Annotated in this window: 20 protein-coding genes; 11 read left to right on the top strand and 9 right to left on the bottom strand. The window is 68.1% G+C overall.

Going from position 1 to position 24,420, the window contains the following annotated elements; translation table 11 throughout:
* The first annotated feature begins 196 nt into the window (after positions 1-196).
* On the top strand, positions 197-346 hold the full coding sequence (locus tag ACGFNJ_RS36635) for a hypothetical protein (RefSeq protein WP_393459219.1): 150 nt from the start codon (positions 197-199) through the stop codon (positions 344-346).
* Positions 347-364: 18 nt separating this feature from the next.
* Here ACGFNJ_RS36635 and ACGFNJ_RS36630 read toward each other — a convergent pair whose 3' ends face one another.
* The 3 genes from ACGFNJ_RS36630 to ACGFNJ_RS36620 form a co-directional block, all read right to left on the bottom strand.
* Positions 365-916 carry a flavin reductase family protein gene (locus ACGFNJ_RS36630; protein WP_393459216.1) on the bottom strand — a complete coding sequence of 184 codons (552 nt, stop codon included), beginning with the start codon at positions 914-916 and terminating at the stop codon, positions 365-367.
* Positions 917-1,047: 131 nt separating this feature from the next.
* Complete coding sequence (locus ACGFNJ_RS36625; RefSeq protein ID WP_393459213.1) at positions 1,048-1,524, bottom strand: YbaK/EbsC family protein; 477 nt, start codon at positions 1,522-1,524, stop codon at positions 1,048-1,050.
* A 53-nt stretch (positions 1,525-1,577) separates the two neighbouring features.
* Positions 1,578-1,898, bottom strand: coding sequence for a 2-oxo-4-hydroxy-4-carboxy-5-ureidoimidazoline decarboxylase (locus ACGFNJ_RS36620; protein ID WP_393459210.1), 321 nt, complete (start codon positions 1,896-1,898; stop codon positions 1,578-1,580).
* Between the two features lie 189 nt (positions 1,899-2,087).
* Between ACGFNJ_RS36620 and ACGFNJ_RS36615 the strand changes: the two genes are divergently transcribed.
* The 5 genes from ACGFNJ_RS36615 (at position 2,088) to ACGFNJ_RS36595 (ending at position 7,289) form a co-directional block, all read left to right on the top strand.
* Entirely contained in the window at positions 2,088-2,909 is an 822-nt protein-coding gene (locus ACGFNJ_RS36615; RefSeq protein WP_393459207.1) for a crotonase/enoyl-CoA hydratase family protein, read from the top strand.
* 88 nt (positions 2,910-2,997) lie between these two features.
* Positions 2,998-3,504 (top strand): MarR family winged helix-turn-helix transcriptional regulator, encoded by a 507-nt coding sequence (locus ACGFNJ_RS36610; RefSeq protein ID WP_393459204.1) that lies wholly within the window; start codon positions 2,998-3,000, stop codon positions 3,502-3,504.
* Positions 3,505-3,515: 11 nt separating this feature from the next.
* Positions 3,516-5,300 (top strand): MDR family MFS transporter, encoded by a 1,785-nt coding sequence (locus ACGFNJ_RS36605; protein WP_393459294.1) that lies wholly within the window; start codon positions 3,516-3,518, stop codon positions 5,298-5,300.
* Between the two features lie 130 nt (positions 5,301-5,430).
* Positions 5,431-6,657, top strand: a complete 1,227-nt coding sequence (locus ACGFNJ_RS36600; RefSeq protein WP_393459201.1) for a sensor histidine kinase — start codon at positions 5,431-5,433, stop codon at positions 6,655-6,657.
* Complete coding sequence (locus ACGFNJ_RS36595; RefSeq protein ID WP_393459198.1) at positions 6,645-7,289, top strand: response regulator; 645 nt, start codon at positions 6,645-6,647, stop codon at positions 7,287-7,289. Before ACGFNJ_RS36600 ends, ACGFNJ_RS36595 begins: the two co-directional genes overlap by 13 nt.
* Before the next feature lie 78 nt (positions 7,290-7,367).
* On the opposite strand, the gene ACGFNJ_RS36590 is transcribed toward ACGFNJ_RS36595, so the two are convergent.
* On the bottom strand, positions 7,368-8,888 hold the full coding sequence (locus tag ACGFNJ_RS36590; protein WP_393459195.1) for an alpha/beta fold hydrolase: 1,521 nt from the start codon (positions 8,886-8,888) through the stop codon (positions 7,368-7,370).
* 67 nt (positions 8,889-8,955) lie between these two features.
* Entirely contained in the window at positions 8,956-10,140 is a 1,185-nt protein-coding gene (locus ACGFNJ_RS36585; protein ID WP_393459192.1) for a serine hydrolase domain-containing protein, read from the bottom strand.
* Positions 10,141-10,613: 473 nt separating this feature from the next.
* Here ACGFNJ_RS36585 and ACGFNJ_RS36580 point away from each other — a divergent pair, with 473 nt between their 5' ends.
* Positions 10,614-13,679, top strand: a complete 3,066-nt coding sequence (locus ACGFNJ_RS36580; RefSeq protein ID WP_393459189.1) for a BTAD domain-containing putative transcriptional regulator — start codon at positions 10,614-10,616, stop codon at positions 13,677-13,679.
* A gap of 59 nt (positions 13,680-13,738) precedes the next feature.
* On the opposite strand, the gene ACGFNJ_RS36575 is transcribed toward ACGFNJ_RS36580, so the two are convergent.
* A complete protein-coding gene (locus ACGFNJ_RS36575) occupies positions 13,739-14,230 on the bottom strand; it encodes an inorganic diphosphatase (protein WP_393459186.1) in 492 nt (163 codons plus the stop codon).
* A gap of 173 nt (positions 14,231-14,403) precedes the next feature.
* Here ACGFNJ_RS36575 and dacB point away from each other — a divergent pair, with 173 nt between their 5' ends.
* The 4 genes from dacB to hpt all read left to right on the top strand — a co-directional run bounded on the left by dacB (position 14,404) and on the right by hpt (position 18,765).
* Positions 14,404-15,843, top strand: a complete 1,440-nt coding sequence (gene dacB / locus ACGFNJ_RS36570; protein WP_393459291.1) for a D-alanyl-D-alanine carboxypeptidase/D-alanyl-D-alanine-endopeptidase — start codon at positions 14,404-14,406, stop codon at positions 15,841-15,843.
* An 85-nt stretch (positions 15,844-15,928) separates the two neighbouring features.
* Positions 15,929-17,056, top strand: a complete 1,128-nt coding sequence (locus tag ACGFNJ_RS36565; RefSeq protein WP_393459183.1) for a zinc-dependent metalloprotease — start codon at positions 15,929-15,931, stop codon at positions 17,054-17,056.
* 25 nt (positions 17,057-17,081) lie between these two features.
* Complete coding sequence (tilS, locus tag ACGFNJ_RS36560; RefSeq protein ID WP_393459180.1) at positions 17,082-18,104, top strand: tRNA lysidine(34) synthetase TilS; 1,023 nt, start codon at positions 17,082-17,084, stop codon at positions 18,102-18,104.
* 109 nt (positions 18,105-18,213) lie between these two features.
* Positions 18,214-18,765, top strand: a complete 552-nt coding sequence (gene hpt, locus ACGFNJ_RS36555; RefSeq protein ID WP_069165896.1) for a hypoxanthine phosphoribosyltransferase — start codon at positions 18,214-18,216, stop codon at positions 18,763-18,765.
* A 37-nt stretch (positions 18,766-18,802) separates the two neighbouring features.
* Here hpt and ACGFNJ_RS36550 read toward each other — a convergent pair whose 3' ends face one another.
* From ACGFNJ_RS36550 to ACGFNJ_RS36540, 3 genes are read right to left on the bottom strand one after another with little or no spacing between them, the layout of a single operon-like run.
* On the bottom strand, positions 18,803-19,522 hold the full coding sequence (locus tag ACGFNJ_RS36550; protein ID WP_393459177.1) for a cyclase family protein: 720 nt from the start codon (positions 19,520-19,522) through the stop codon (positions 18,803-18,805).
* Entirely contained in the window at positions 19,519-21,750 is a 2,232-nt protein-coding gene (locus ACGFNJ_RS36545) for a protein kinase (RefSeq protein WP_393459174.1), read from the bottom strand. The genes ACGFNJ_RS36550 and ACGFNJ_RS36545 overlap by 4 nt, the downstream gene beginning before the upstream one ends.
* Positions 21,747-24,344 carry a serine/threonine-protein kinase gene (locus tag ACGFNJ_RS36540; protein ID WP_393459171.1) on the bottom strand — a complete coding sequence of 866 codons (2,598 nt, stop codon included), beginning with the start codon at positions 24,342-24,344 and terminating at the stop codon, positions 21,747-21,749. Before ACGFNJ_RS36540 ends, ACGFNJ_RS36545 begins: the two co-directional genes overlap by 4 nt.
* Positions 24,345-24,420: the final 76 nt, after the last annotated feature.

Here is a 24,420-nt window from a genome sequence, read left to right as displayed (position 1 = left end):
GGCCACCATCCACATCGCCGCAATCAACCAATGGCTACGACACCAATGAGGGCGGGCCAACCGGCCCGCCCTCACCACTTCGAAACACTGCCTAGCCGCAGCGGCTATCCCACAGCCACTTGTCGGTCAACGCAAACGACGAAGGTACTCCGGGTGCGCCCAGGATCTATAGCATCAAGTCCATGGCACCGGGGTGGTGACGGACTTCGAGATGCACTACGTGCAGAGTCGGCCGGGACGTCCCGGATTCTCGTTTCGCCGTCTCGCCGAGACGCATCAGGACGTGTTGCGGCTGACGGATCCGTTTCCGGTCGAGGTCTCGTTCGCCGTCTTGGATGGCGGGTAAGGCTCGGGGCCTGGCGCTCTAGTCGCCGAGTTTGGTGGGGCGGTGGTAGCGGCCGTTGTAGTAGAGGAGGGGGACAGCGGCGGGGGAGTCGTTGGTGTTGTCGTGGACTCGGGTGACGAGGCCTACGACGAGGGTGTGGTCGCCGAGGGGGATGAGTTGGTGGATGGTGGCGCGGAGCCAGATGGGGGTGCCGTGCAGGACCGGCTCGCCGGTGTCGAGGGTGGTCCACAGGGATCGGTCCGAGAACCGTTCTTCCGCGGTGCGGGCGAAACGTTGGGCCAGGTGGTGCTGGTGTTCGCCGAGGAAGTGGATGACGACGGAGTCGGCGTCGAGCAGAGCGGCCAGGCTCGACGAGGTGTGCGCGATGTTGAACGAGACCAGCGGCGGCGCCAGGGACAGCGAGGCGAACGAGGTCGCGGTGAAGCCGATCGGGCCGTTCGGTGAGTTCAGCGTGACGACGGTGACGCCGGCCGGGTAGTGGCGCATGGAGGCGCGGAACTGCTCGGCGGTGATCCCGCTCAGGTCGTCGGGGACCTGGAAATCCGTGGCGGGCCGTTCTGCTTCGGTCACCCGTCCAAACCTACGCGGCCTTCGGTCGTCACGAAGCAAGGCGGTCTGCTCGGCGGAGGATCGCTGCTGGTCAATGCGGTTTCCATGGGGCACATGGGTCTGGCCCGAATACATAGAGAGGCGGACGAGCGTCAGTCGACGTCTATCGGGAGGCCCGCCGTGATGCGGACCAGCTCGTGAAATGAGGTGCGGAACACCGTGTTCGGGTGCCCGCCTGCGGCCCAGACCTCGCGATGCTGGGAGAGCGCAGTGTCCACCCAGGTGGGCAGGTTGGTGGGATGCCCGACGGGCGCGATGCCGCCGATCGGCTGCCCGGTCACCTCGCGGACCATGTCGGCAGGCGCGTGGGTGAGCGTGCCTTCCAGGCGTTTCCCGGTCGATTCCAGGTCGACCTCGTGCTTGCCGGAGACCAGCAGCAGCACCGGATCGTCGTCGAGCAGGAACAATCCCGCGGTGGTGATCGCGCCGACGTCGACGCCGAGTGCTCGCGCCGCGTCCGCGACCGTTGGTGTCGGTACCGGCTGGGTCACGATGACACCGTGATGCCCTCGGGCGATGAGGGTGTCCGCGACTCGGCAGGCGATCGGTGGCAATGTCGACCTGCGCATGACACCAGAGTAGAGCGATCCACGGTCGTACGTCTGGCTACTTCTGGAATGCCTCAGTAATCGGGATAGCCCTCGCTCGGTCCGAGCATGGTCGTGAGGCGCGCGCGGGTGATCTGCGCGAGCACGGTGACGTTGCCGCCCGAGACATGTTCGTGCACAACTACTTCGAGTGCCCGATCCAGATCGTCCTGGGACAGTGCGAGCAGTTCGATATCGGCCTTGGCCAGCAGCGCGTCCGAATCCGCGTAGGGTCGGGAGTCGGCGAGCTTGGCGGCCCAGGTGACATTGCCGCAGCATTCGAACAGTGCGTGTATCGCACGGGCACGGGTGATTTCGTTGAATCGGTCAAGGCCGATTCCCTGATGCATCAGCATGATGGCCTCCGAGGCGATGAAGTGCGGGTGCTGATGCACTCATGATCCGGCAGCCGACCCGGTGGGACCTAGTGCGCCGCAGTGATTTTGCGCAGGGTTTACATGGCGGGCGGTTGCGGTGAAATTCCTGGCCAGCGCGGTGCCAGGCCTTTCGGCGCACGCCGAGACCGGCTCCTCTACGCTGTACGAATGACAGAATGGCAGGCTTTCACCGTAGAAACGAAGGACCACGTCGCGCAGGTGACGCTGATCGGTCCCGGCAAGGGCAACGCGATGGGCCCGGATTTCTGGCGGGAGCTGCCGGAGATCTTCCAGGCGCTCGACGCCGACCCCGAGGTGCGCGCGACCGTGCTGACCGGCTCGGGCAAGCACTTCTCCTACGGCCTGGACCTGCCCGCGATGAGCGGCACGTTCGGCCCGCTGATGGGCGAGCGGGCGCTGGCCGCGCCGCGGACCGAATTCCTCGTCGAGGTGCGCAAGATGCAGGCGGCGGTGACCGCGGTGGCCGACAGCCGTAAGCCGGTGATCGCCGCGATCTCCGGCTGGTGCATCGGCGGCGGGCTCGACCTGATCGCCGCCGCCGACATCCGCTACGCGAGTGCGGACGCCAAGTTCAGCCTGCGTGAGGCGAAGGTCGCGATCGTCGCCGATATCGGGTCGCTGCACCGGCTGCCCGGCATCATCGGCGAGGGGCACCTGCGCGAACTCGCGTACACGGCCAAGGACATCGACGCCGCGCGCGCCGAGAAGATCGGCCTGGTCAACGACGTGTTCGCCGATCAGGATGCGGCGCTGGACGCGGCGCATGCGACGGCACGCGAGATCGCCGCGAACCCGCCGCTGGTGGTGCAGGGCGTGAAGGACGTGCTCGATCAGCGCACCAAGGACGAGGTAGCCGCTGGGCTGCGCTACGTGTCCGCGTGGAACGCCGCGTTCCTGCCGTCGGAAGACCTGACCGAGGCGCTCGAGGCCGTCTTCGAGAAGCGCGCGCCCGAGTTCAAGGGCAAGTAAAGACCGGTTTACCGCTTGCCCCAGTGGCAAGTCTGCCGACATACTTGCATCGCACAACTAATTGATTGATGCAAGCAAAGGTAAGTGTGTGGATCCCGAATCGCTCGACACGATCGCCGCGCAGCTCAGCCGATTGCAGCGGATTCGAGATCGCACGGCGGCCCAGCTGGGCACGTGGACCAAGGACGGTATCGATCCGGCAGCCTTCGGCGCGCTGATGCGGCTCTGCTGCGACGGACCGATGCGATCGGGCGAGCTCGCCGCGGTGCTGCATTCGGATGCGTCGACGGTCAGTCGCCAGGTGGCCCAATTGGTCGCCCAGCACCTGGTCGAGCGACAGGCCGACCCCGATGACGGACGGGCCACCGTGCTCGTCGTCACCGAGCGGGGGCGCATGGTCGCCGAACGGATTCGCAAACGCCGCAACGAAAACCTGACCAGGGTCATGTCCGAATGGACGCCACAATCCGTGGCCGACTTCGCCGCATTGCTGCGGCAGTTCGTCGACGACTTCGAGCGCGCACGGCCAGAGATGGTCGCCGCTATGCGCCGCAACTGGGACCAGGCCTTTAGTGAAACGGAGAACGACACGTGACATCGGAGACCATGGAGGCGCCACCGGCTTTCACCCATCGGCAGATCTTGGTGATCCTGAGCGGATTGATGCTCGGAATGTTGCTGGCGGCGCTCGACCAGACGATCGTGTCCACCGCGATCCGCACCATCGCCGACGACCTCAACGGCTACTCGTTGCAGGCATGGGCGACCACCGCGTACCTGATCACCGCGACCCTGGCGACGCCGCTGTACGGCAAGTTGTCCGACATGTTCGGCCGCAAGCAGTTCTTCATGCTTGCCATCGCGATCTTCATCGTCGGCTCGCTGCTGTGCACGCTGGCCCAGTCGATGTATCAGCTCGCGGCGTTCCGCGCCGTGCAGGGCATCGGCGCGGGCGGCCTGATGTCGTTGGCGCTCACCATTCTCGGCGATATCGTCGGGCCACGGGAACGCGCCAAGTACCAGGGCTACTTCCTTGCGGTGTTCGGCACGTCCAGCGTGATCGGCCCGGTCCTCGGCGGCGTACTCGCCGGGCAGGACACCATTCTCGGGGTCAGCGGCTGGCGCTGGGTCTTCCTGGTGAACGTGCCGGTCGGCCTGATCGCGCTCGCCGTGGTGTACCGGGTGCTGAAGCTGCCGAAGCGGCCGCATTCCACCGACCGGGTGGACTGGTGGGGCGTGCTCGTCCTCGCGATCGGCATGGTCCCGTTGCTCATCGTCGCCGAGCAGGGACGGGAATGGGGCTGGGGCAGTGGGCGTTCGGTGACCTGCTACGTGATCGGCGTGGTCGGCATCATCGGGTTCGTGCTGGTGGAGAAGCGGCTGCGGGACGCGGCGCTGATCCCGCTGCGGATGTTCACCAACACCACTTTCGCGCTCGGCGTGGTGATTTCGTTCGTGGTCGGCGCCGCGATGTTCGGCGGTATCTCGCTGCTGCCGCAGTACCTGCAGGTGGTGCGCGGGGCGAGCCCGACGCTGGCAGGCCTGCAGATGCTGCCGATGGTGCTCGGCCTGATGACCGGCTCGGTGGTTTCCGGTCAGCTGATCGCGCGGACCGGCCGCTATCGCGCCTTCACGCTGATCGGCGCGACCATGCTGACGTTCGGCCTGTTCCTGCTGCACTACCTGAACGCCGACAGCCCGCTGTGGCTGGTGATGATCTTCATGGCCTGCACCGGTTTCGGGCTCGGCAACCTGATGCAGCCGCTCACGCTGGCGCTGCAGAATGCGTTGCCGCCCAAGGACATGGGCGTGTCCACCGCGGCCGCGACGTTCTTCCGTCAGATCGGCGGCACGCTCGGTGTCGCGGTGTTCCTGTCCATCCTGTTCGCGCAGCTTTCACCGAACATCTCCGACGAGATGCGCAGTGCCGCTGCCGATCCGCAGTTCCAGCACGCGGTGGTCGAGGGCGCGAACAGCACCAACCCGGTTGACGCCGCGTTGTCGAAAGGCCTGCTCGCGCAGGACACCTCGGCCGCGGGCAAGGTGCTGCAGGACAGTTCGATCATCCAGCAGCTGAACCCGGAGTTGGCCCGCCCGTTCAAGGTCGGCTTCGCGGAGTCCATGTCGACGGTGTTCCTGTCCGTGACCGGTGTCGCGCTGCTCGCGCTGATCCTGGTGGTGTTCTGGAAGGAAGTGCCGCTGCGCACGATGGGCGGCATTCAGGCGGCCAGAGCCGAAGCGGCCGAGAAGGACTCGGTGAACGATGTCGAGGTGCGGGTGATGGATCAGGCCGGGCTCGTGCTCGGCGGCGGTGAGGCGGTGAGCCCGCCGAACGGCGGCGGTCTCGACCGGGCCACCGGTAGACCGGCGGACGGATCCGGTACTACGTGAGCCAATTCGCTTGGGCCAGCACCGCGCCCGGGACTGTGACAGTCCCGGGCGCGGTGTGTGCTGTCCTGAGGGCCGCCGATGCGACGCTTGTCGGCTGGGCGCGCGGCGCATGAACGAGATAATCCGCGCGATGGGCGACAGGGTCCGATGGCTGCCCGGTGCGATCTGGTACCTGGTGGTCGGCGGCGTGACTTCGTTCGTGTCCATGTTCGCGCTGATCGGCTTGCTGGTCGTGGGCAGCTTCTGCCTGATCGGCGTGGGGATTCCGGCACTGCCCGAGGCGTTTCGGGTGGTCCGCCCGCTGCTCTCGTTCGAACGTCGCAGGGCCGCAAAGTATCTCGGTACACCGATCGTCGAGTCCTATCAGCCGTTCACCGGCGGCCTGCGGCAGCGGGTGACCACGGTGTTCACCGATCCTGCCAACCGCAGGGATTTCGCCTGGCTGGTCGCACACGCGACTACTGGCCTATTTCTGGGGACCTTCGCGATCGGTATACCTGCCGGCGCGCTCAATCAGCTACTGATTCCGGCCTACTGGCAGGCGGTACCCGAGAATGACGTCAACACGTTCGGCTTCGTCGTCAACTCCTGGCCGCAAGCGGCGATGAGCTTCCTTCTCGCGTTTCCGCTCATCGCCGTGACCCTGCGTCTCCCGATTGTCGCCCGCTGGCAGGCGTCGGCGGCGCGCTACCTCCTGGGACCGGCCGAGGGAGCCGTGCTCGCCAGCCGGGTCGCGACGCTGACCGCGACCAGGGCGGCCGCGCTCGACGCGCACGGCGCCGAGCTGCGCCGCATCGAGCGGGATCTGCACGACGGTGCGCAGGCCAGGATCGCGGCGGTGATCATGCAGCTCGGACTGGCCGACCAACTGCGTGAACGCGATCCGGCGGCGGCCGACGGACTGGTCCGCAAGGCGCAGGACACCGCGACGGCCGCGCTGGCCGAACTGCGCGACGTGGTGCGCAACGTCTATCCGCCGGTGCTTTCCGACCGCGGCTTGGAAGGTGCGATTTCGGCCATTGCCGCGCGCAGCCCGATTCCGTGTGTGCTCGACCTCACCGGGGTGGGCAGGCGGCCCGCCGCGGTGGAGGCTGCGGCCTATTTCGTGATCACCGAGGCGCTCACCAATGCCACCAAACACTCGGGCGCCGAGGGCATTTCCCTGGTGCTCGGCGGGGCGCCCGAACTGCTGACCATCGAGATCCGCGACGACGGCGTCGGCGGCGCGGTGGAGACTTACGGCGGTGGCCTGGCAGGCATCCGCCGCCGGGCCGAGGCGCTGGACGGCCGGATGGTGCTGACGAGCCCGCCCGGTGGCCCTACTGTGTTGCGGGTGGAGTTGCCGTGCGGGTCATGATCGCCGAGGACGACGCCCTGCTGCGCGAGGGCCTGGTCCTGCTGCTGAGCACGGCGGGCATCGACGTGGTCGCCGCCGTCGACAACGCCGACGACTTCCTGACCGCGGTCGCGGCCGATCGACCGGACGCCGTGGTCGTCGATATCCGGCTGCCGCCGACCTTCACCGACGACGGCCTGCGGGCCGCGGTGCGGGCCCGCGAGATCCATCCCGGCCTGCCGGTGCTGGTGCTGTCGTCCTGGGTGGAGGACAGCTACGCCGCCGAACTGCTAGGCGACGGCGCCGGCGGGGTCGGCTATCTGCTGAAGGAGCGGGTCGGCAAGGTGGACCGCTTCCTCGATTCGCTGCGCCGGGTTGCCGCGGGTGGCACCGCGATGGATCCCGAGGTGATCTCGCAGCTGCTGGTGCGGCGCAAAGCCGACGATCCGATGGCGGCGCTGACCGCCCGTGAGCGCGAAGTGCTCGCGCTGATGGCCGAGGGACACACCAACGGCACCATCGCCGAGCGGCTGGTGGTCAGCGAAGGCGCTGTGCACAAACACATTCGGAGCATTTTCGCGAAACTCGGGCTCTCCACGGAGGATGTCGGGCATCGCAGAGTGCTTGCCGTGCTGACCTATTTGAAGGTGTGAACTGCCCGGACCCGTCGGGGCCCGGGCAGTCACGGTGCCAAAGTCCTGGAATCCGCTGGGGCTCAGCAGATCACCTGACTAGTCGGCCCGGCAGGTGACATCCGACGCGGGCAACGTGCCATCGCGGAAGTAGGTGTTCACCGCCGAGTACACGCAGGTGTTCGGGTAACGACCGAAGATCCAGTGGATCGGCACATCCTGCAGGGTGACCATGCGCGACGCACTCAGGTCCTTGTGCATCGCGACGGCACCGTCGTACACGGTCCTGGTGTCACCGGTGGACTGCACGATCAGGGTCGGCACCGAATTGCGCACCACCGTGGCGGGTTCGGCGGGCGGTGCCCAGAACGCGCACGGCGTGATGTTATTGGCGAACGCACCGAACACCGGCTGTGTGGCGCGAGCGGCTTCGATGTTGCGCCAATAGAACTGTGGATCTCGTGGCGCTGCAACGTCGCCGCACAGGATGGCCATCTGCGACGAGCTCTCGTCCGGTTCCGCCTTCATCGCATGCGTGAGGATGCCGGTCAACTTCTCGTCGGGCCGCACGGCCTTGCCGTCGGCGGCATCGGCGAGCAGGCGGACTTGCTCGGACACCATCTCGTACTGCCGCGGGTCGTCCAACCCGACGAACAGCACCAAAGGCAACCAGTGCTCGTCGATCTCGAATTCGCCGAACCTGATCGGCTTTTCGGCGGAGCGGCGGATCAACTCCACCACGGTGGCCCTGACCTCGGCGCGGGTGGCGCCGAGGCGGTAGGTGCCGTCGTTGGCCGCCGCCCAGTCCGCCCACAGATCGAGCGCCGCCTCGTTGGCCGCGCCCATCGCCTGCATCATGCCCACCGTCCCGTACTTGTCCGGATCCACCGAGCTGTCCAACACGATCCGATCGGCGCGATCGGGGAACATCTGGGTGTATACCGCGCCGAGATAGGTGCCGTACGAGGTGCCGAAATAGCTGACCTTGTCGGCGCCGAGGAGCGTGCGGATGAGATCCATGTCGCGCGCGGTGTTGCGGGTGGTGATAAAGGGCAGCCTGGCCGCTTCCGTTGTCGCGCAACGCATTGCCAGGTCGCCCTGCATCGCAACGGATTCCGCGAAGCTCGCGGCATCGACGCCCGCCGACTGCAATCCGAAGCCGCGGGGCCAGTGGCACTTGATCATCGACGAGCGGCCGACACCGCGCGGGTCCATGCCGATCAGGTCGTAGCGGGCACGCACGTCGGGTGTCATCGCGGCACCGATGTCGACCGTCAGGTCGAGACCGGCGCCACCGGGGCCGCCGGGATTGGACAGCATGACGCCGCGCCGCTGTGCCGGATCGGTGGCGGCCAGCCGCGAGATCGCCACGGTGAGGGTGGCGCCTTGTGGCTCAGCGTAATTCAGCGGCACGGTGACATCGGTGCACTGTGCGCCTGCCTCGTCCAGCTTCGGGTTGTCGCACCCCTTCCAGGTCAGAGTCTGGCTGGTGAAGCGATCGAGCGCGGGCGGGGCCGTCTCGGCTTCGGCGGCGGGACCGGCGCAGCCGATCAGCCCGGCGCAGGCGGCGAGGGCGGTGACGATGCCAACGGCGGCCGTCAGTCCTCGGGTGCGTTTCACTGTCTGGTCTCCGTTTTCGCTCGGCCGCACCGGAATCGGTGCGGCGGACGGACTGCTTGGTGGGGTGTCACGCGCCGCAGAAGGCGGCATCGACTACGGCGGCGACCGTCTCGCCGGTCTTCTCGTCGTCCGCGAGTCGGTTCACGGTCACGGTCACCGCGGTGCCGTCGGCCGCCACACCGTTCCTGGTGCCGAAGCCGGGGATGCTGCCGCCGTGCCCCCACACCTCCTTGCCGCAGGACGCAGGCAGGTGGACCAGCCCGAGCCCGTACGTGGCGGTCGGCATCCGGTCGAACGATGTTGTCCGCTGCATCTCTGCCAATTGCGCTGGCGCAAGGAGCTTTCCGGCCAGCAGTGCGGTGAAGAACCGGTTCAGGTCGGCGGGGGTCGCGACCATCGCACCCGCGGCGCCTGCCCAGGACGGGTTGTAGTCGGTGAGATCGAGCTGCTTACCGTTGACGATCTCGTACCCGCGGGCGTGCGGGCCGCGGATCACCGTTTCGCCTGCGGGCGGAAAGTAGGTGTCGCGCAAGCCGAGTGGTTCGAGGATCCGGCGGCTGATCTCTTCGGCGACCGGTCGTCCGGCCACCCGATCGACCAGCATGCCCAGCAGCAGATAATTGGTGTTGGTGTAGACCATCTTCGCGCCGGGCTCGAAGATCGGCGGCTGTGCCGCGAGCACCGTGCGGACCAGGTCCGCCGGCTCGAACTGCTGCTGGAGCAGGGCTTCGTTGTCCAGGGCCAGCTGCCCCGGCTTGTTCTCCTGGTTGGGGCCGCCGCCGAGGTAGTCCGGCAGGCCGCTGGTGTGCTGCAGGAGCTGGCGCACGGTGACCCGGTTGCCGTCGTTGCCGTTGCCGGTGACCACGCCGGGCAGGTAGCGCTCGATCGGCGCGTCCAGCTCGACCTTGCCCTCCGCCACCAGCTGCAGCACTACCACCGACACGAAAGACTTTGTGTTGCTGCCGATTCGGACCCGGCCGTCCGCGGGCATCGGTGCGCCGGTGGACAGGTCGCCCTTGCCCGCGGTGTAGACGCGATGTCCGCCAGGCCCGTCGATGACCACCTGGATGCCAGGTATGCCGCTCTGCACCACCTTGTCCATCGCGGCGGCGAGCGCCGTGGGCGGCGTCGTTCCGGTGGTGTCCGCAGGCGCGCTCGAGTTCGCGCCGCTGCAGGCGGCCGCCGCTAACATCGCGCCAACGACGACAGCCGAGAGCGCTGCCTTTCCGGAGTAGCGCCGAAATTGGTTCATGAGCAGTGATTTCCTCCTGTTCGAGCCGCAAGCCATGCACGCTTCGGCGACAACTCGAGCCTAGGAATTCGGCTCGCCCGCGCCCATGCTGCAAACACCCGAATGTCGACTACCACCAGCTGGTGGCGCGTGGTGGTGCTAGCACCACCACAGGCCTCGCCGCGGTACCGAGGTGGACTGGGTTCGAGGCCGCACGGAAACAGATGATGAATGAAACATGTACAACGGCTGTCTATTTCAAGAACAATCAGAAGAACTCATAGCGTCAGATGCCGCCACATACATGTCCGATACTGAGGGCGAATCAGTCCGAGATCACCAAAATCTCACAAAGTGATTGGTCAAATGTTCGTATCGATGACGTCAGGTCATCAGTGGCTCATCGGTGACGTCGCTCGGCGAGGTCAGCGATGCGGCCGGACGATTGTCTACGTTCTTTACTAGGAACGGTCGAAGGTGAGAGAGGGCTCCACATGCTTAAGTTCGCGGTACTGGGCGAGGTTCGTGCCTGGCGAGACGAACTGGAGCTCGATCTCGGGTCCAAGCAGCGTCGAGCCTTGTTGGCGGCCTTGCTATTACGGAGCGGACGATCGGCGACAGTACCCGAACTCATCGACGGTGTCTGGGGTGAGCATCCGACACCGAGCGCGATCGGCGCGCTACGCAACCACATCCTGCATCTGCGCCGGGCCCTCGAGCCGGATCGCCCGTCCGGCGCGCCCGCCACGGTGCTGGTCGGGTTCGGCGGCGGCTATGCGCTGCGCCTTGCCCCCGGCTCGGTCGATGTCGAGCAGGTCGACGACATGTTGCTCGAGGTGCAGCCGGACCGGCAGGGCGCGGAGCCATCGCAGGCGGTGGAGCTGGTCCGCGAACGTCTCGATGCCGCACTGCGGCTGTGGTCGGGCACACCGCTGGCCGGGCTGCCTGGTCCCTACGCGGATCGGCAGCGCACCCAGCTGATCGAGCGACGAGTCACGTTGCTGGAACAGCGCATCGAACTCGATCTGCGGCTCGGCCGCTACACCGAGGTGATCGCCGAGCTGACCCCGCTGTGCGCCGAACATCCTATGCGCGAACAGATTCGCGGATTGCTGATGACCGCGCTCTATCACGCGGGCCGCCAGGCCGAGGCGCTTGCGGTGTACGCGGACACCCGCAAGGTGCTGATCGAGCGGCTCGGCATCGAGCCTGGACAGCAGCTCGCGGAGCTGCACCAACGCATATTGCGCGCGGATCTGCCCGCGCCACACCGGACTACCGAAAGCGCGGCGCCTGCGGTGCGCCCGCCGCGGCGCGCGGTTGCCAGGGTCGCGCAGCTGCCCGCCGACGTCGTCGACTTCACCGGCCGCGCGGACATGGTCCGCCGGATCAGCGAATGGCTCACCCGCACAGACGGTTTCTCGGTGCCGGTGTGCGTGATCGGTGGCATGGGCGGCATCGGGAAGAGCGCGCTCGCGGTGCACGTCGGGCATTTGATCCGCGACCAGTTCCCGGACGGGCAGCTGCATGTCGACCTGCACGGCTTCGCGGCGGCCGGTGGGCGTGGGCCTGGGGACCGATCCGGCACTCCGGCCGCCGACACGCTCGGTGACTTTCTGCGCGCGCTCGGTGTCCCCGAGGGCGAGATCGCGCCGACGCTCGCCGAGCGCTCGGCGCAGTTCCGCAGCTTCCTCGACGGCAAGCGGGTGCTCGTCGTGCTGGACAACGCGCGCGACATCGATCAGGTCGCCTCGTTGATTCCCGGCACGCCCGGCTCTGCGGTGCTGATCACCAGCCGCTCGTCGATGCCCGAATTGCCATGCATGGTAGGCACTCTCGGCGTTCGGCTGGACGTGCTCGCCAGGGTGGAGGCGCGCACCCTGCTCGCCGGGATCGCGGGGCTGCGCCGGGTCGCCGCCGAACCCGCAGCGGTGGACAGCGTGCTCGACGCGTGCGGCGGGCTGCCGCTCGCCGTTCGCATTGTCGGCGCGCGACTGGCGGCGCGGCCGAATTGGAGCATCAGCAGCCTGGCGGAGCGACTTGCCGACGAGAAGCAGCGGCTCGGCACCCTGCGCAGCGGCGACCTCGCGGTCGAGGCGGCTTTCCGGCTCAGCTACGACCAGCTCGATTGCGCACAGGCCAGGGCCTTTCGGATGTTGGCCGTGCCGGAGGTCGCCGAGATCTCGCTGAACGCCGCAGCCGCCATTCTCGGCTCGGATCGGGTGCTGGTGGAGGAACTGTGTGAGTCCCTCGTCGATCTGAACCTGATGGAGACCAGCGCGTCCGGGCGCTACACCTATCACGACCTGCCGCGCCTGTTCGCACGCGAACTGCACCTCGGCCCCGAGGCGGCCGAGCCGGTGTCCGGTGCGCTGGTGCGGCTGCTCGATTTCTACCTGGCCACCATGAAAAACCTGATCGTGGTGTGCAATCCGGGATCGACGCAGCCGGAGCATCTCGGATCGACCGTCGCGCACGGGCTCTCGTTCGTGGACAGCATCGCCGCGCAGTACTGGCTCGACGCCGAACGCCCGAACCTGATCTCGCTCTACGAACAGACGGCGCGGGTCGGCGGTCCCGCACTGGAGCGTGCCGCCGATATCGCATGGGCCACCGCGGAATTGATCGACGGCGGCCCGCACTGCCGGGAACTCTCGCGGGTGCTGAAGAAGCTGCTCGACACGGCGATCCGAGCGGGTAACCGCGGCGTGGAATGCCGGATCCGGGTGACGCTCGGCACGATCTGCTGCTATTCGCTCGGCACGTTGCGTGAGGGCCGCGACCATCAGCGCATCGCGCTGACCCTGCCGCCGGAGTCGGCGAGCGACCTGCGGTTGGTGGCGTTCGCGGCGCAGCTGCTCTCCTCGTCCACCAGGATGGGCACCGAGACAGCGGCCTCGCTCGCGCACGCCGAACGCGCGATCCGCTTCGCCCGCCGCGTCGACGATCCGGCGGTCGAGTGCGCCAGCCTGGTGAACATGGCCAAAACACTGTCGGACGCAGGACAATTCGAGCAGGCGCAGCATCATGCGAGCACGGCCAAGACGCTGGCCGCGAAGATCGGCAACGCCGGGCTGGAAGCGATGGCGACCCACGAGCTCGGGGCGGCCCGCGGCTTCCTCGGCAACCATCAGCAGGCGATCGAGCTGTGCAACGAGTCGGTGCAGCTGGCTCGGCTCAGCGGCGTCGAGCTGCGCGAAGGCTGGGCGCTGGCGCGGCTGGCACACGTGCACATGATGGCAGGGCAACTACACGAGGCCGAGCCGATCGCCGACGGCGCCATCCGGATGCTCAACCGGGCGATCGGGCCGCTGAGCAGGGCCAGGGTGCTGGTGATGCACGGGCTCATCCTGCAGGCGCTTGGCCGTACCCATCAGGCGTATTGCGTATACCGTTCGGCGGCAGAGGCTTTCGCGCCGATGGGGGACGCGCAGTACAGCCACGAACGGCTCGACGGTGAGCTGGAGGGTCCGATCCTCGCGCTGCTGCGCGAACACCTGGACCAGGTGATCGCGGAACGCAACGAGCGGCGTGACCGCGCCGTCGGCGCCCCCTCGTAACGGAGACGACAGCGATCAGCGGGAAGTCCGAGGCCTCGGACTTCCCGCTTCGCGGCGGCTCAGTGGCCGCCCTGGTCCTTCAGCCGCTGCAGCGACGCCTCGACCTCGGCCTCGGCCTCGGCGCGGCCGACCCACTCCGAGCCCTTGACGTACTTGCCCGGCTCCAGGTCCTTGTAGCGCTCGAAGAAGTGCTTGATCGCGGCAAGCTCGAACTCCGGCACATCCTTCACGTCCTGGATGTGGTCCCAGCGCTTGTCACCGGCAGGCACGCACAGCACCTTGTCGTCGCCGCCCGCCTCGTCGACCATCTTGTACATCGCGACCGGGCGCACCTCGATGAGGCAGCCGGGGAACACCGACTCGGGCAGCAGGACCAGCGCGTCCAGCGGGTCACCGTCCTCGCCGAGGGTGTTCTCGATGTAGCCGTAGTCGGCGGGGTAGACCATGGACGTGTAGAGATACCGGTCCAGCCGGACCCGTCCGGTCTCGTGATCGACCTCGTACTTGTTCCGAGAGCCCTTGGGGATCTCGATGGTGACGTCGAACTCCACGCCATCTCCTTCGGTGCATCTATAGGCATGAGCAGTAACTACTGCCGACTCGCCAGGTTGTTCGGGGGAACGGTTGCGCAACGAGGATAGTGTGGTCGGCGGGGACATGGGTGCGGCAGGCGGCTGCTGCGGAAATCAGTCGAGGAGAGCTGCGGTCAGTGGTTGGTAAGAACATCGGTGGCTTGGCCTCCCGGCGGCGCCGCAATCTCTGGATCGGCTTCGGCACCACGCTCGCGGTTCTACTCGCCGCCGGGGTCGGCGTGCTGCTCACGGTGAAGCCGTGGACCGACGAATTCCGGCACGGCGGGCTGACCGTCGCGGCACCACCGCCGCCGGTGCGGCCGTTCCCTCAGGTGAGTCCGGCGCCCTCGAACGCGCCTGCGCCGAGCCCGGCCGGTGTCGCGGCCGCGCTGGCGCCGGTCATCGGCAATCCGGATCTCGGCGCGTTCGCCGGGCAAGTCACCGACGCCGACAGCGCGACGGTGCTGTGGAGCGGCGATCCAGGCAGGCCGATGATCCCGTCGTCCACCGCGAAGATCCTGCTGACGGCCGCGGCGCTGCTGGCATTGCCCGCGGAGCATCGGGTGAGCACCAAGGTGGTTGCCGGGTCGGCGCCCAACGAGCTGGTGCTCGTCGGCGGCGGCGATCCGACACTGACCGCCGAGCCGGAAGGCAAGGGCTACTACCCGCACGGGCCCCGGGTGTCCGATCTGGTCGCGCAGATCAAGAAGTCCGGCCGGGCCGTCGACACCATCGTGGTGGACGCCTCCGCGTATGCCGGGCCGACCATGGCGCAGGGCTGGGACCCGGTCGACATCGGTGACGGCTCGATCGCGCCGCTCGAATCGGTGATGATCGACGGCGGCAGGCTGCAGCCGCTGGTCGAATACTCACCGCGCACCCCGACCCCGGCGCTGGACGCCGGTCGGCGGCTCGCCTTCGAACTCGGGCTGGATCCGGCGCGGGTCCGGGTCGGCGCCGCCGCGCCGGGTGCCGCCCAGGTGGCCGTCGTACAGTCGGCGCCGTTGCGAGATCGGTTGCGCGACACCATGGTGTGGTCCGACAACGTGCTCGCCGAGGCGATCGGCCGCGAGATCGCGGTCGCCACCGGTTACGAAGCCTCGTTCCACGGCGCGGTCGCCGCGGTGAGTGCCGCGCTGGAGAAGGCCGGATTCGACCTCACCGGCCTGAGCATGCAGGACAACAGCGGACTTTCGGTGGACGACCGGATCCCGGCCAAGCTGCTCGATCGAGTGATGGCGACCGCGGCCAAGCCGAGCGCGGCGACCGCGATCCAACCGGTCGGGACCATGGCACGCCCCGAAAACGACCGGCTCGCCGCCACTTTGGCTCCGCTGCTGGACGACCTGCCGATCGCAGGCGCGACCGGCTCGCTGACCAGCCGTTACGTCACCGGGAACCGCAATGCCGCAGGCTGGGTGCGGGCCAAGACCGGAACTCTGTCGGTGTCCAGCGCGTTGGTCGGGTATGTGCTCGACGCCGATGGGCGGGTACTGACCTTCGCGCTGATGTCGAACGATCGGCCGCCGGAGGTGAGCAGGCCCGCACTGGACGCTATCGCGGGCACGCTACGTAACTGCGGATGCTCGTGACGGGTGGTTGACAATGCAGCGAGAAGGTTCCGACCCAGGTGATCATGGGACCGCGTCCGGCGCCAACGGGGCCGATCGCGGTGGTGTGTCAGATCCGGATGCTGCGGGTCGGCCCGCGCGCGGTGCGGTTACGGGTGTCACCGAGGACGCGGTCGAGCAGCCGAAGAGTCATTCCGGATTCGCCGGCGCCGTCGATTGGCGGCTCGCCGCGAAAACCGGTGCGGCCCTTGTCCCGTCGGGCCCGCGCACGTCGCGCTTCGCGGCCGAGCAGGTCGTCGCCGAGCTGGCCGTCGCCTCCGAGCGGGCCGAGGGCCCGGTGCGCGAGGTCAGCGGGCTCCTGGACGACCAGCCGGTGCCCGCCGCGCGGATCGTCGACCGGCCCGGCTGGATCGAAGCGGCCGCCGCCTCCATGTCCCAGCTGACCGGCACCGAGGGCGAGACCGGCGAACGCGGACTGCTGCAGGGCAAACCAGCGGGCGTGCAGGCGGGCGCGATGCTCGCCTTCCTGTCCACCGCGATCCTCGGCCAGTACGACCCGTTCACCGGACCCGACGGCACCCTGCTGCTGGTCGCGCCGAACATCATGGCCGTCGAGCGGGCGCTCGGCGTCTCGCCGAGCGACTTCCGGCTCTGGGTCTGCCTGCACGAGGTGACCCACCGGGTGCAGTTCTCGTCGGCGCCGTGGCTGGCCGACTACATGCGCGCGAATGTCGAGGTGCTCGGCGAGGTCGGCGACGAGCCGCTCAACGAGATGCTGCAGCGACTACTCGAAGAAGTGCGGGACCGCCGCCGCGGCACCGCCACCGACGATCCATCGGCCCGCGGCGTCGTCGGCCTGCTGCGCGCCACCCAGGCCCCGCCGCAGCGTGAGGCGCTCGATCGCCTGCTCATGCTCGGCACCCTCCTGGAAGGCCACGCCGACCACGTCATGGACGCCGTCGGCCCCGCCGTCGTCCCGTCCGTCGAGCAGATCCGCGCCGCCTTCGATCGCCGCCGCAAACGCCCGACCAACCCGGTGCAGCGCATCATGCGTGCCCTGCTCGGCGTCGACGCGAAGGTCGCGCAGTACGTCCGAGGGAAGGCCTTCGTCGACGCCGTGGTCGGTCAGGTCGGCATGGCCGACTTCAACACCATCTGGACCGACGCCGAAACGCTGCCCCGCCCGGAGGAAATCGAAGCCCCCGAACGCTGGGTCAGCCGCGTCCTCGGCTGACCGAAGTCGTCGGTACGCTGCGGGTATGAGGTCAGCGCCTGGGGAGCGAGCGGGGGCGCGGCGGTTGCCGGAGACCCCTGCGGTGTTGGCAGTGCGGCAGGCTGTTCGGTCGTGGGCTGAGCGATGTGGGCAAGCCGGTGGGGTTGCGGTGGCGTTGTCCGGTGGGGCGGATTCGTTGGCGTTGACGGCTGCGGCAGTGGTCGAGGTGGGGACCGTCGACGCGCTCGTGGTCGATCATCAACTGCAGGCAGGGTCGGATGTGGTTGCGGCGGATGCTGCTTCGGTGGCGTTGGCCTTGGGGTGCCGCTCGGCGCGGGTGCTCGCGGTGACGGTGGGGCGGGACGGGGGAGTAGAAGCGGCGGCGCGGCAGGCCAGGTACGCGACGTTGGATGATGCCCGCGACGGGCTGCCGGTATTGCTCGGGCACACGCTCGACGACCAAGCCGAGACCGTGCTGCTCGGGTTGGCGCGTGGCTCCGGCGGCAGGTCCATTCAGGGGATGGCCGAGTGGGCCGAGCCGTGGGGCAGGCCGCTGCTCGAGGTGCGGCGGGCACAGACCCGTCAGCTGTGCGTGGATCTGGGATTGGTGCCGCACGAGGACCCGCACAACACCGCGCCGGAGTTCACCAGGGTTCGGCTGCGCACCGAGGTGTTGCCGCTGCTGGAGGAGGTGCTCGGCGGCGGGGTCGCGCCCGCTCTTGCCCGCACCGCCGCGCAGCTGCGCGACGACGGCGCGGTGCTCGACGCGTTGGCCGAGGAGTTGCTGCACACCGCGAGTGATGGCGCGACCCTCTCGATCGAGACGCTCGCCACTGCGCCGCCGGCGCTGCGCCGCCGGGCGATCCGATCCTGGCTGCTCAGGGGCGGGGCGAAAGCACTGACCGGCAAGCATTTACGGGCGGTCGACGAGCTGATCACCGAGTGGCGTGGCCAGGGCGGAGTCGCCGTCGGCGGCGGACAACCGGACAGCAGGTTGGTCGCGGCGCGCGAACATGGCAGGCTGACACTGCGGCATGAGCGTCAGGCCCGAAGCGGTAACGAAGCGTGACCACGCAGGGCCAGGGAAACGTCGCCAATGTTGCTCAGTCTGCGCCGGTTGATCGACACACCATGGATCAGCCGTTCGGGAGCGAGAACCACGGAAGGGAACAGCTGACGTGTACGGGGACGACATCGCGTCGGTGCTGATCACCGAGGAAGAGATCGCCACCAAAACCAAGGAGCTGGCCGAGCTCATCGCCAAGCGCTATCCCGCCGATGCCCCCGAGGGCGACCTGCTGCTGGTAGGCGTGCTCAAAGGCGCGATCTTCTTCATGACCGACCTGGCCAAGGCGCTGCCGATCCCGACCCAGATGGAGTTCATGGCCGTCTCGTCGTACGGATCGTCCACCTCGTCTTCCGGTGTGGTCCGCATCATGAAGGACCTGGACAAGGACATTGCCGGCCGCAATGTGCTGATCGTCGAGGACATCATCGACTCGGGGCTCACCCTGTCCTGGCTCAAGCGCAACCTCTCCACCCGCAACCCCGCCTCGCTGGAGGTGGTGACGCTGTTGCGCAAGCCGGACGCGCTGCGCACCCACGTCGACGTCGCCCATGTCGGCTTCGACATCCCGAACGAATTCGTCGTCGGCTACGGCCTCGACTACGCGGAGCGCTACCGCGACCTGCCGTATATCGGCACCCTGGATCCGAAGGTCTATTCCTGACTCGGGGCGTTCCCGCACCCGTGACCCGGGTGCGGGACTAGCGGTCCGGGAGAATGCCGAAAATGGTGGCGGGCGAACCGGATCCGGCGCGATAGAGCGCCGCGCCGACGAGTATCCATGCGCCCGTTGCCGGTAGCGCCGTGAGGTTGGCCAGGCATTCCAGGCTGATGCGGTGCTCTCGATAGAGCAGCTTGGACACCGCGTAGGTGTCGTCGATGCCGAGATCCGGGCCGAAGGTGTCGATGCCGAGTGCGCCACGGTGGCCGAGCCTGCCGGTGTGCAGCAGCCATTCGACCGTCTCGACCGCGAATCCCGGTTGGTGGCCTGCGGATTCGCCGGTGCCGAGAAATTCCTCGGCACCCCACTTGGCATCCCAGCCGGTCCAGGCGATCACCGCGGCGCCGTCGGGCATGCGGCCGTGCCTGCCCTCCCAGCGCTTGAGATCCTCGACGGTGATCGCGTAGTCCCGGTCCCGTGCGCACGGTTCGCGGACGTCGATCTTCACGGCGGGCAGCAGCAGATCGTCCAGGTCGAGCTGATCCGCGCCGAGCCCGTCGGCGTGGAAGTGTATCGGTGCGCCCCAATGGGTTCCGGTGTGCTCACCCTGCTGGATGTAGCGCAGGTAGTAGCCGTCGTTGGCGACGGTGGCCACGATGTCGGTGCGGAACTCCGGGTCGTCCGGGTAGAGCGGCGTGGTGGCCGGATCGTGCACATGCGACAGGTTCACCAGCCGCCCGAACGGCCGCGGCGAGGTCATCGCGTCCGCTGCGGAATGGTGCGGGTGAGGGCGAGCAGGTCCGCCTCCAGCAAACGAAACATCCGGTAGGTCAGCACGAATGCCAGAATGCCACCCACGCTGAGCGCGCGCACCGGAACGATCACCAACCCGAGATCGTCGGCGTCGACGAAGGTCGCGCTCGCCACGCCGAGCAGCGGCACCGACGCGGCCACCCCGAGATAGAAGTTGGCGCGCCTGGCCAGGTTGCGTAGCTGGCGTTCGTCGCCGGGCCCGATGCCGCCGCGCGCAAGCAACCGTGGATAGACCGAGCGGACGGCGAACAGCGCGGCCGGGAAGAACGGGTAGGCGAGCACGATGACGGCACACACCACCTGCGCGGTGAAGAAATGCAGAAATGTCTTGGGCGGCAGCTCGATTCCGGACAGGGCAAGCCAGCTCGGCCCGACGATCCCGGCGATCATCCAGACGGCGAACGGCACAAGCACCGCCCAGTCGCCCATCAGCAGGGTGTCGCGGCGCGCCTTGGCCAGCGTGCGCGCGGAGTATTCACGCCCGCGCGCCAAGCGGTATTCGACGGTCAGTACGCGCCGGGTCAGGTAGATCAGCAGCAGCGCCCCGATGGGAAAGAAGATCAGATTGTGGACCAGGCCGATGGTTTCGAATTTCTGCTGGTCCACCGCCGACATGCGATCGATGATGAGGGACTGGTTCAGCCGGATGTTGTACACGCTGGCAAGCACGTTCGGCACGCCGATGCACACCGCGGCCCACGGAACCAGCCAGCCGCGCGACCGATAGGCCAGGCTGGTCGGCGACGGGTCGACCAGGTCACGCGCGCGGGCGTCGAGGCATAGGTCGAGCTGCCCGGCCAGCTCAGCGCCGTTGCGCCAGCGTCGTTTCGGGTCGGCATGCAGGCATTCGAGCAGGACCCGGCGCAGGGCGGCCGGAGTGTCCGCTGGCAGGCGCGCGAGCGCGTCCGCACCGACTCCCGCGCGCCGCTCAGCCAGCATCGCCGAGTAGGTGTCGGCGGGCGTCGCACCCGGCGCATCCTCGAAGGGGGTTGCGCCGGTGAGCATTTCCCACAGCAGCACGCCGAGTGAATAGATATCGCTGCGGGCGCCGGGTGCGGGCGCGGCCGGGTCGAGCAGCCTGGCCAGTTGTTCCGGTGAGCGGTAGGGCAGCGAATGATCGGTGTGCTCGGCCGAATCCGCGGCGACGGGTCGCGGACCCGCTTCGCGCAGCGCGAAATCGGCCAGTTTCGGAATGCCCTCGGCGGTGAACAGCACGTTCGCCGGCTTGATGTCGTGATGCAGCACGCCATGGTGGTGGGCGTGGTCCAACGCGTCGGCGAGCCGCCTGCCCACCCATGCCACCGTCTCCGGCCAGCTCAGTCCCTCGATTTCGGCGCGCACACTCGAATCCGACGGCCGGATCTCGCCTTTCGCCTCCATTGCCGCGTCGATGGCGCGCAGCAGCAACGCGCCACCGGCGGACTCCGGACCGATGCGCCGCTGTGCGAGCACGCCGATCGCGGTGCCGCCGGGGAGGTACTGCATGTAGACCAGCCGAGGTTCGGCCACGGTGTGCAGTGTCTGTTCGGTCGACTCCGATGCGCCGAGCACCCGCTGATCGAAGACGCGCACGATATGGGGATGGTCCAGCTGCGCCATGGTGTGTGGCGCGCCGGCCCGGCCCGCCGAAAGCCGCACCGCGACAAGCCGTTGCATGGATCGCTGCCTGGCCAGGAAGACTCGGCCGAGCACGCCGCTGCCGAGATCGGTGAGCAGGTCGAAGTCGTCGATCCGGTGGCCGGGCGCCAGATCGGCAAGTGCCGCAACCGCTTCGGTGGTTTCGGCGATGCCCGCGGCGGTGTCGTCGATGGCGAACGCGGCAAGACGCGCGCGCACCTCGGCGGCGAGGTCGGGATACTCGGCGAGGAAGTCCTCGATGCCGAGCGCGACGGTGCGGCGCCTGGCCAGGAACTCCTCGCACGCCAGGTCGGCCAGCTCGGGACTGTGCTCGACCTCGGGAAATTCCTTGCAGTACTCGCTGATTCGTTTACCGAGCGACGCCGACCAGCGTGCCCGCAGGTCGATCCGGACCAGATCGGTCAGCACCTCGAGGCGCGCCTGCGCGCCGTCCGGCACGTAGTCCGCGAGCGACGGCGGCACGAATCGCGTGCTGCGCAGGCTGCGTTGCCACTCGGCGGTGAACCTGGCGACCGCATCGACGTGCCCGCTACTCACGTGGCGGTCTCCCGTACCGGGGGCACGCCCCGGTTCCGCGTGATCGCCGACGCCGAATTCTTACCCACCGACTCGGGCGAGACCACCCGCTCCAACGCGCGCAGATCTGCCTCCAGCGCACGGAACAGCAGGTAGGAGACCACGAACGCGACAATACCGCCTGCGCAGAGCACCCGGACGGCGAAGATCACCATCGGGATGTCGGCGGGCGGCAGGAAGGTCACGCCCGCCACCGCGAGCAACGGTATTGATGCCGCCACCGCGAGATAGCCGTTGCAGCGCCGATCGAGGCCGCGCAGCCACACCGCGTCCTCGGCGCTGATATCGCCGTGCCGGAGGAACAGCGGATAGATGCAGCGCACCATGTAGAAGGTCAACAGGAAGAACGGGTAGGCCACCGCCATCGCGCCACACACCACCAGCGATGCCAGGAAGTGCACGATCGCACTCGCCGGGAGGTCACCGGTGACCAGCTGCAATGCGATGGGGAAGACGAACCCGGACAGCACCCACAGCGAAAACGCCACGGCCACTGCACGATCGCCGAGCAGCAGCGCATCACGCCTGGCATGGCGCAGCGTCTCGGGGTCGTAGCGTTTGCCCTTCGCCAGTCCGTGCGGCACGGTCAGCAAGTAGCGCGACATGTACACCAGCAGCGCGATGCCGAGCGGGAACGACACCGCGTTCACCACGCCGGTGATCACCACGAAGCTGTGCTGGGCGTCCTTGGGCAGCCGGTCGATGATCAGGTGCTGGTTGTGCTGGATGTTGTACAGCGAGGCAAGCACATTCGGCAGTCCCACCGCCAGGGCGGCGACGAGCAGCCGCCACGGCCGCAGCCGCAGTCGCCAGCTGTTCGGCGCCGGATCGACCAGCTCCCGTGCGCGCGCGTCCAGGCACAGCTCCAGCTGTCTGGCCAGCACCGCACCGGAGGACCACCGCCGCGCGCGCTCGGGTTCGAGGCAGGTGAGCAGCACGCGCCGCAGCGCGGCGGGACAGTCCGCGGGCACACGGTCCAGCGCGGCCGCGTCCACCCCGCCGCTGCGCCGCTCCAACATGGCCTCGAGCGTCGTCTCGTCGCCTGCGCCGGTCCCGCCCGCGGTGGTGTCGTCGAATGGTTTGGCGCCGGTGAGCAATTCCCACAGCACCACGCCGAGCGAATAGATGTCGGCGCGGGTATCCAGATCCGCCGCGGTGCGGTCGAATCCGGGATGACAGGCCTCCAGCTGTTCCGGCGACATATACGCCAGCGACCCACCGAAATAGGCGACCGGGCTCGTCCCTTCCACATTGCGGCTGAAGCTGATGTTGAAATCGGCGAGTTTCGGCACCGCCTCCGCGGTCAGCAGCACGTTCGCCGGTTTCACGTCGCGATGCAGCACGCCGTGCGCGGACGCGTAGTCCAGCGCCTCGGCCAGCCTGCGGCCGAGCCAGGCGACCGTCTCGGGCCAACTGAGCCCGGCGATCTCGGCGCGCACGCTCGAATCCGTCGGGCGGATCTCGCCTTTCTCCTCCATCGCCGCGTCGACGCCATCGAGCAGCAACTGGCCGTTGCGTTCGGCGGGCGGGGTGGCGCGCACCCAGCGCAGCACGTCGAGCAGCGTGCCGCCGGGCAGGAACTGCATGTAGAGCAGCCGCAGCCTGCGTGCCGTGCCCGCCTCGGCGTCGTCGAGCAGGCGCTGGTCGAAGACGCGCACGATGTAGTCGTGATCGAGTTGGGCCAGCGTCTGCGGCTCGGTGCCGTGGTCGGCGGAGATCTTCACCGCGACCAGCCGCTGCAGCGAGCGCTGCCTGGCCAGGAAGACGCGCGCGAACGCGCCGCTGCCGAGCCCGGTCAGCAGATCGAAATCGTCGATCCGCTGGCCGATTTCGATCCGGTCGAGGGCGGCGAAGTGGCCAGGCTGGGTGGGGATCGTGGTCGGCGCGGACGTCATCGTCCCGGTCGGCACGGACGTCACCGTTCCGGTCTGTTCGACGGTCACTCGGGTCACTGACGCTCGGGTCACTTCTGAACTACGAAGCGCCGTGGCCGTCCGGTTCAATTCGTTATCGACGAAGGTGGCCTTGATGCGCGTGAGTGCCGCGATCGTCGAATCCTCCAGCGCCGCTCGCCTGGTGCTCTGATCGACATCGTCGGCGTTGAGCAGCGCGCGCAGTTCGGTCGCCTGGTGCGGATATTCGCGCAGGCATTCCCGCGGGTCGACCCGTTCGCCGCTGTGCCTGCGGATGACGAACTCCTCGTACACCAGACCCGCCGGGATGATGCCTGGTTCGAGTTCCGGAAATTCGGCGCAGTATTCGGTGAGCCGTTTGCGTGCCGCCGGTTGCTCGGCCCCCGTGCCGAGCATCGTCCTGCGCAACCAGCGATGCCGGAGATCGACCCGGATCAGCTCGAGCAGCGCCTCGGTGCGCAGGGTGTGTGCGTCCGGCAGATACTCGGCTATGTCGGGTGGCCGCTGCACGGATTCGCCTGCGGTGTCCGCCCACGCGGCGGAGAACGCCGCAACCGCGCTGAATTCGGCGCTGCGCGAGAGGTCGCCATAAGCGACACCGGCAGGGGTGGAATCGGAGCTTCTATCGGAGTTGGCACTCATTCCCGGACCTAGTGGCTCAGCGGATACCGCGAAATCCGCACTGGTCGGTCGTAGGAGGTAGCGGAGAAATTCCCGC

Origin of the sequence: Nocardia sp. NPDC049149, from assembly GCF_043197455.1 — a bacterium.
Taxonomy (GTDB): Bacteria; Actinomycetota; Actinomycetes; order Mycobacteriales; family Mycobacteriaceae; genus Nocardia.
This window is presented reverse-complemented; position numbering and strand designations above follow the sequence as displayed.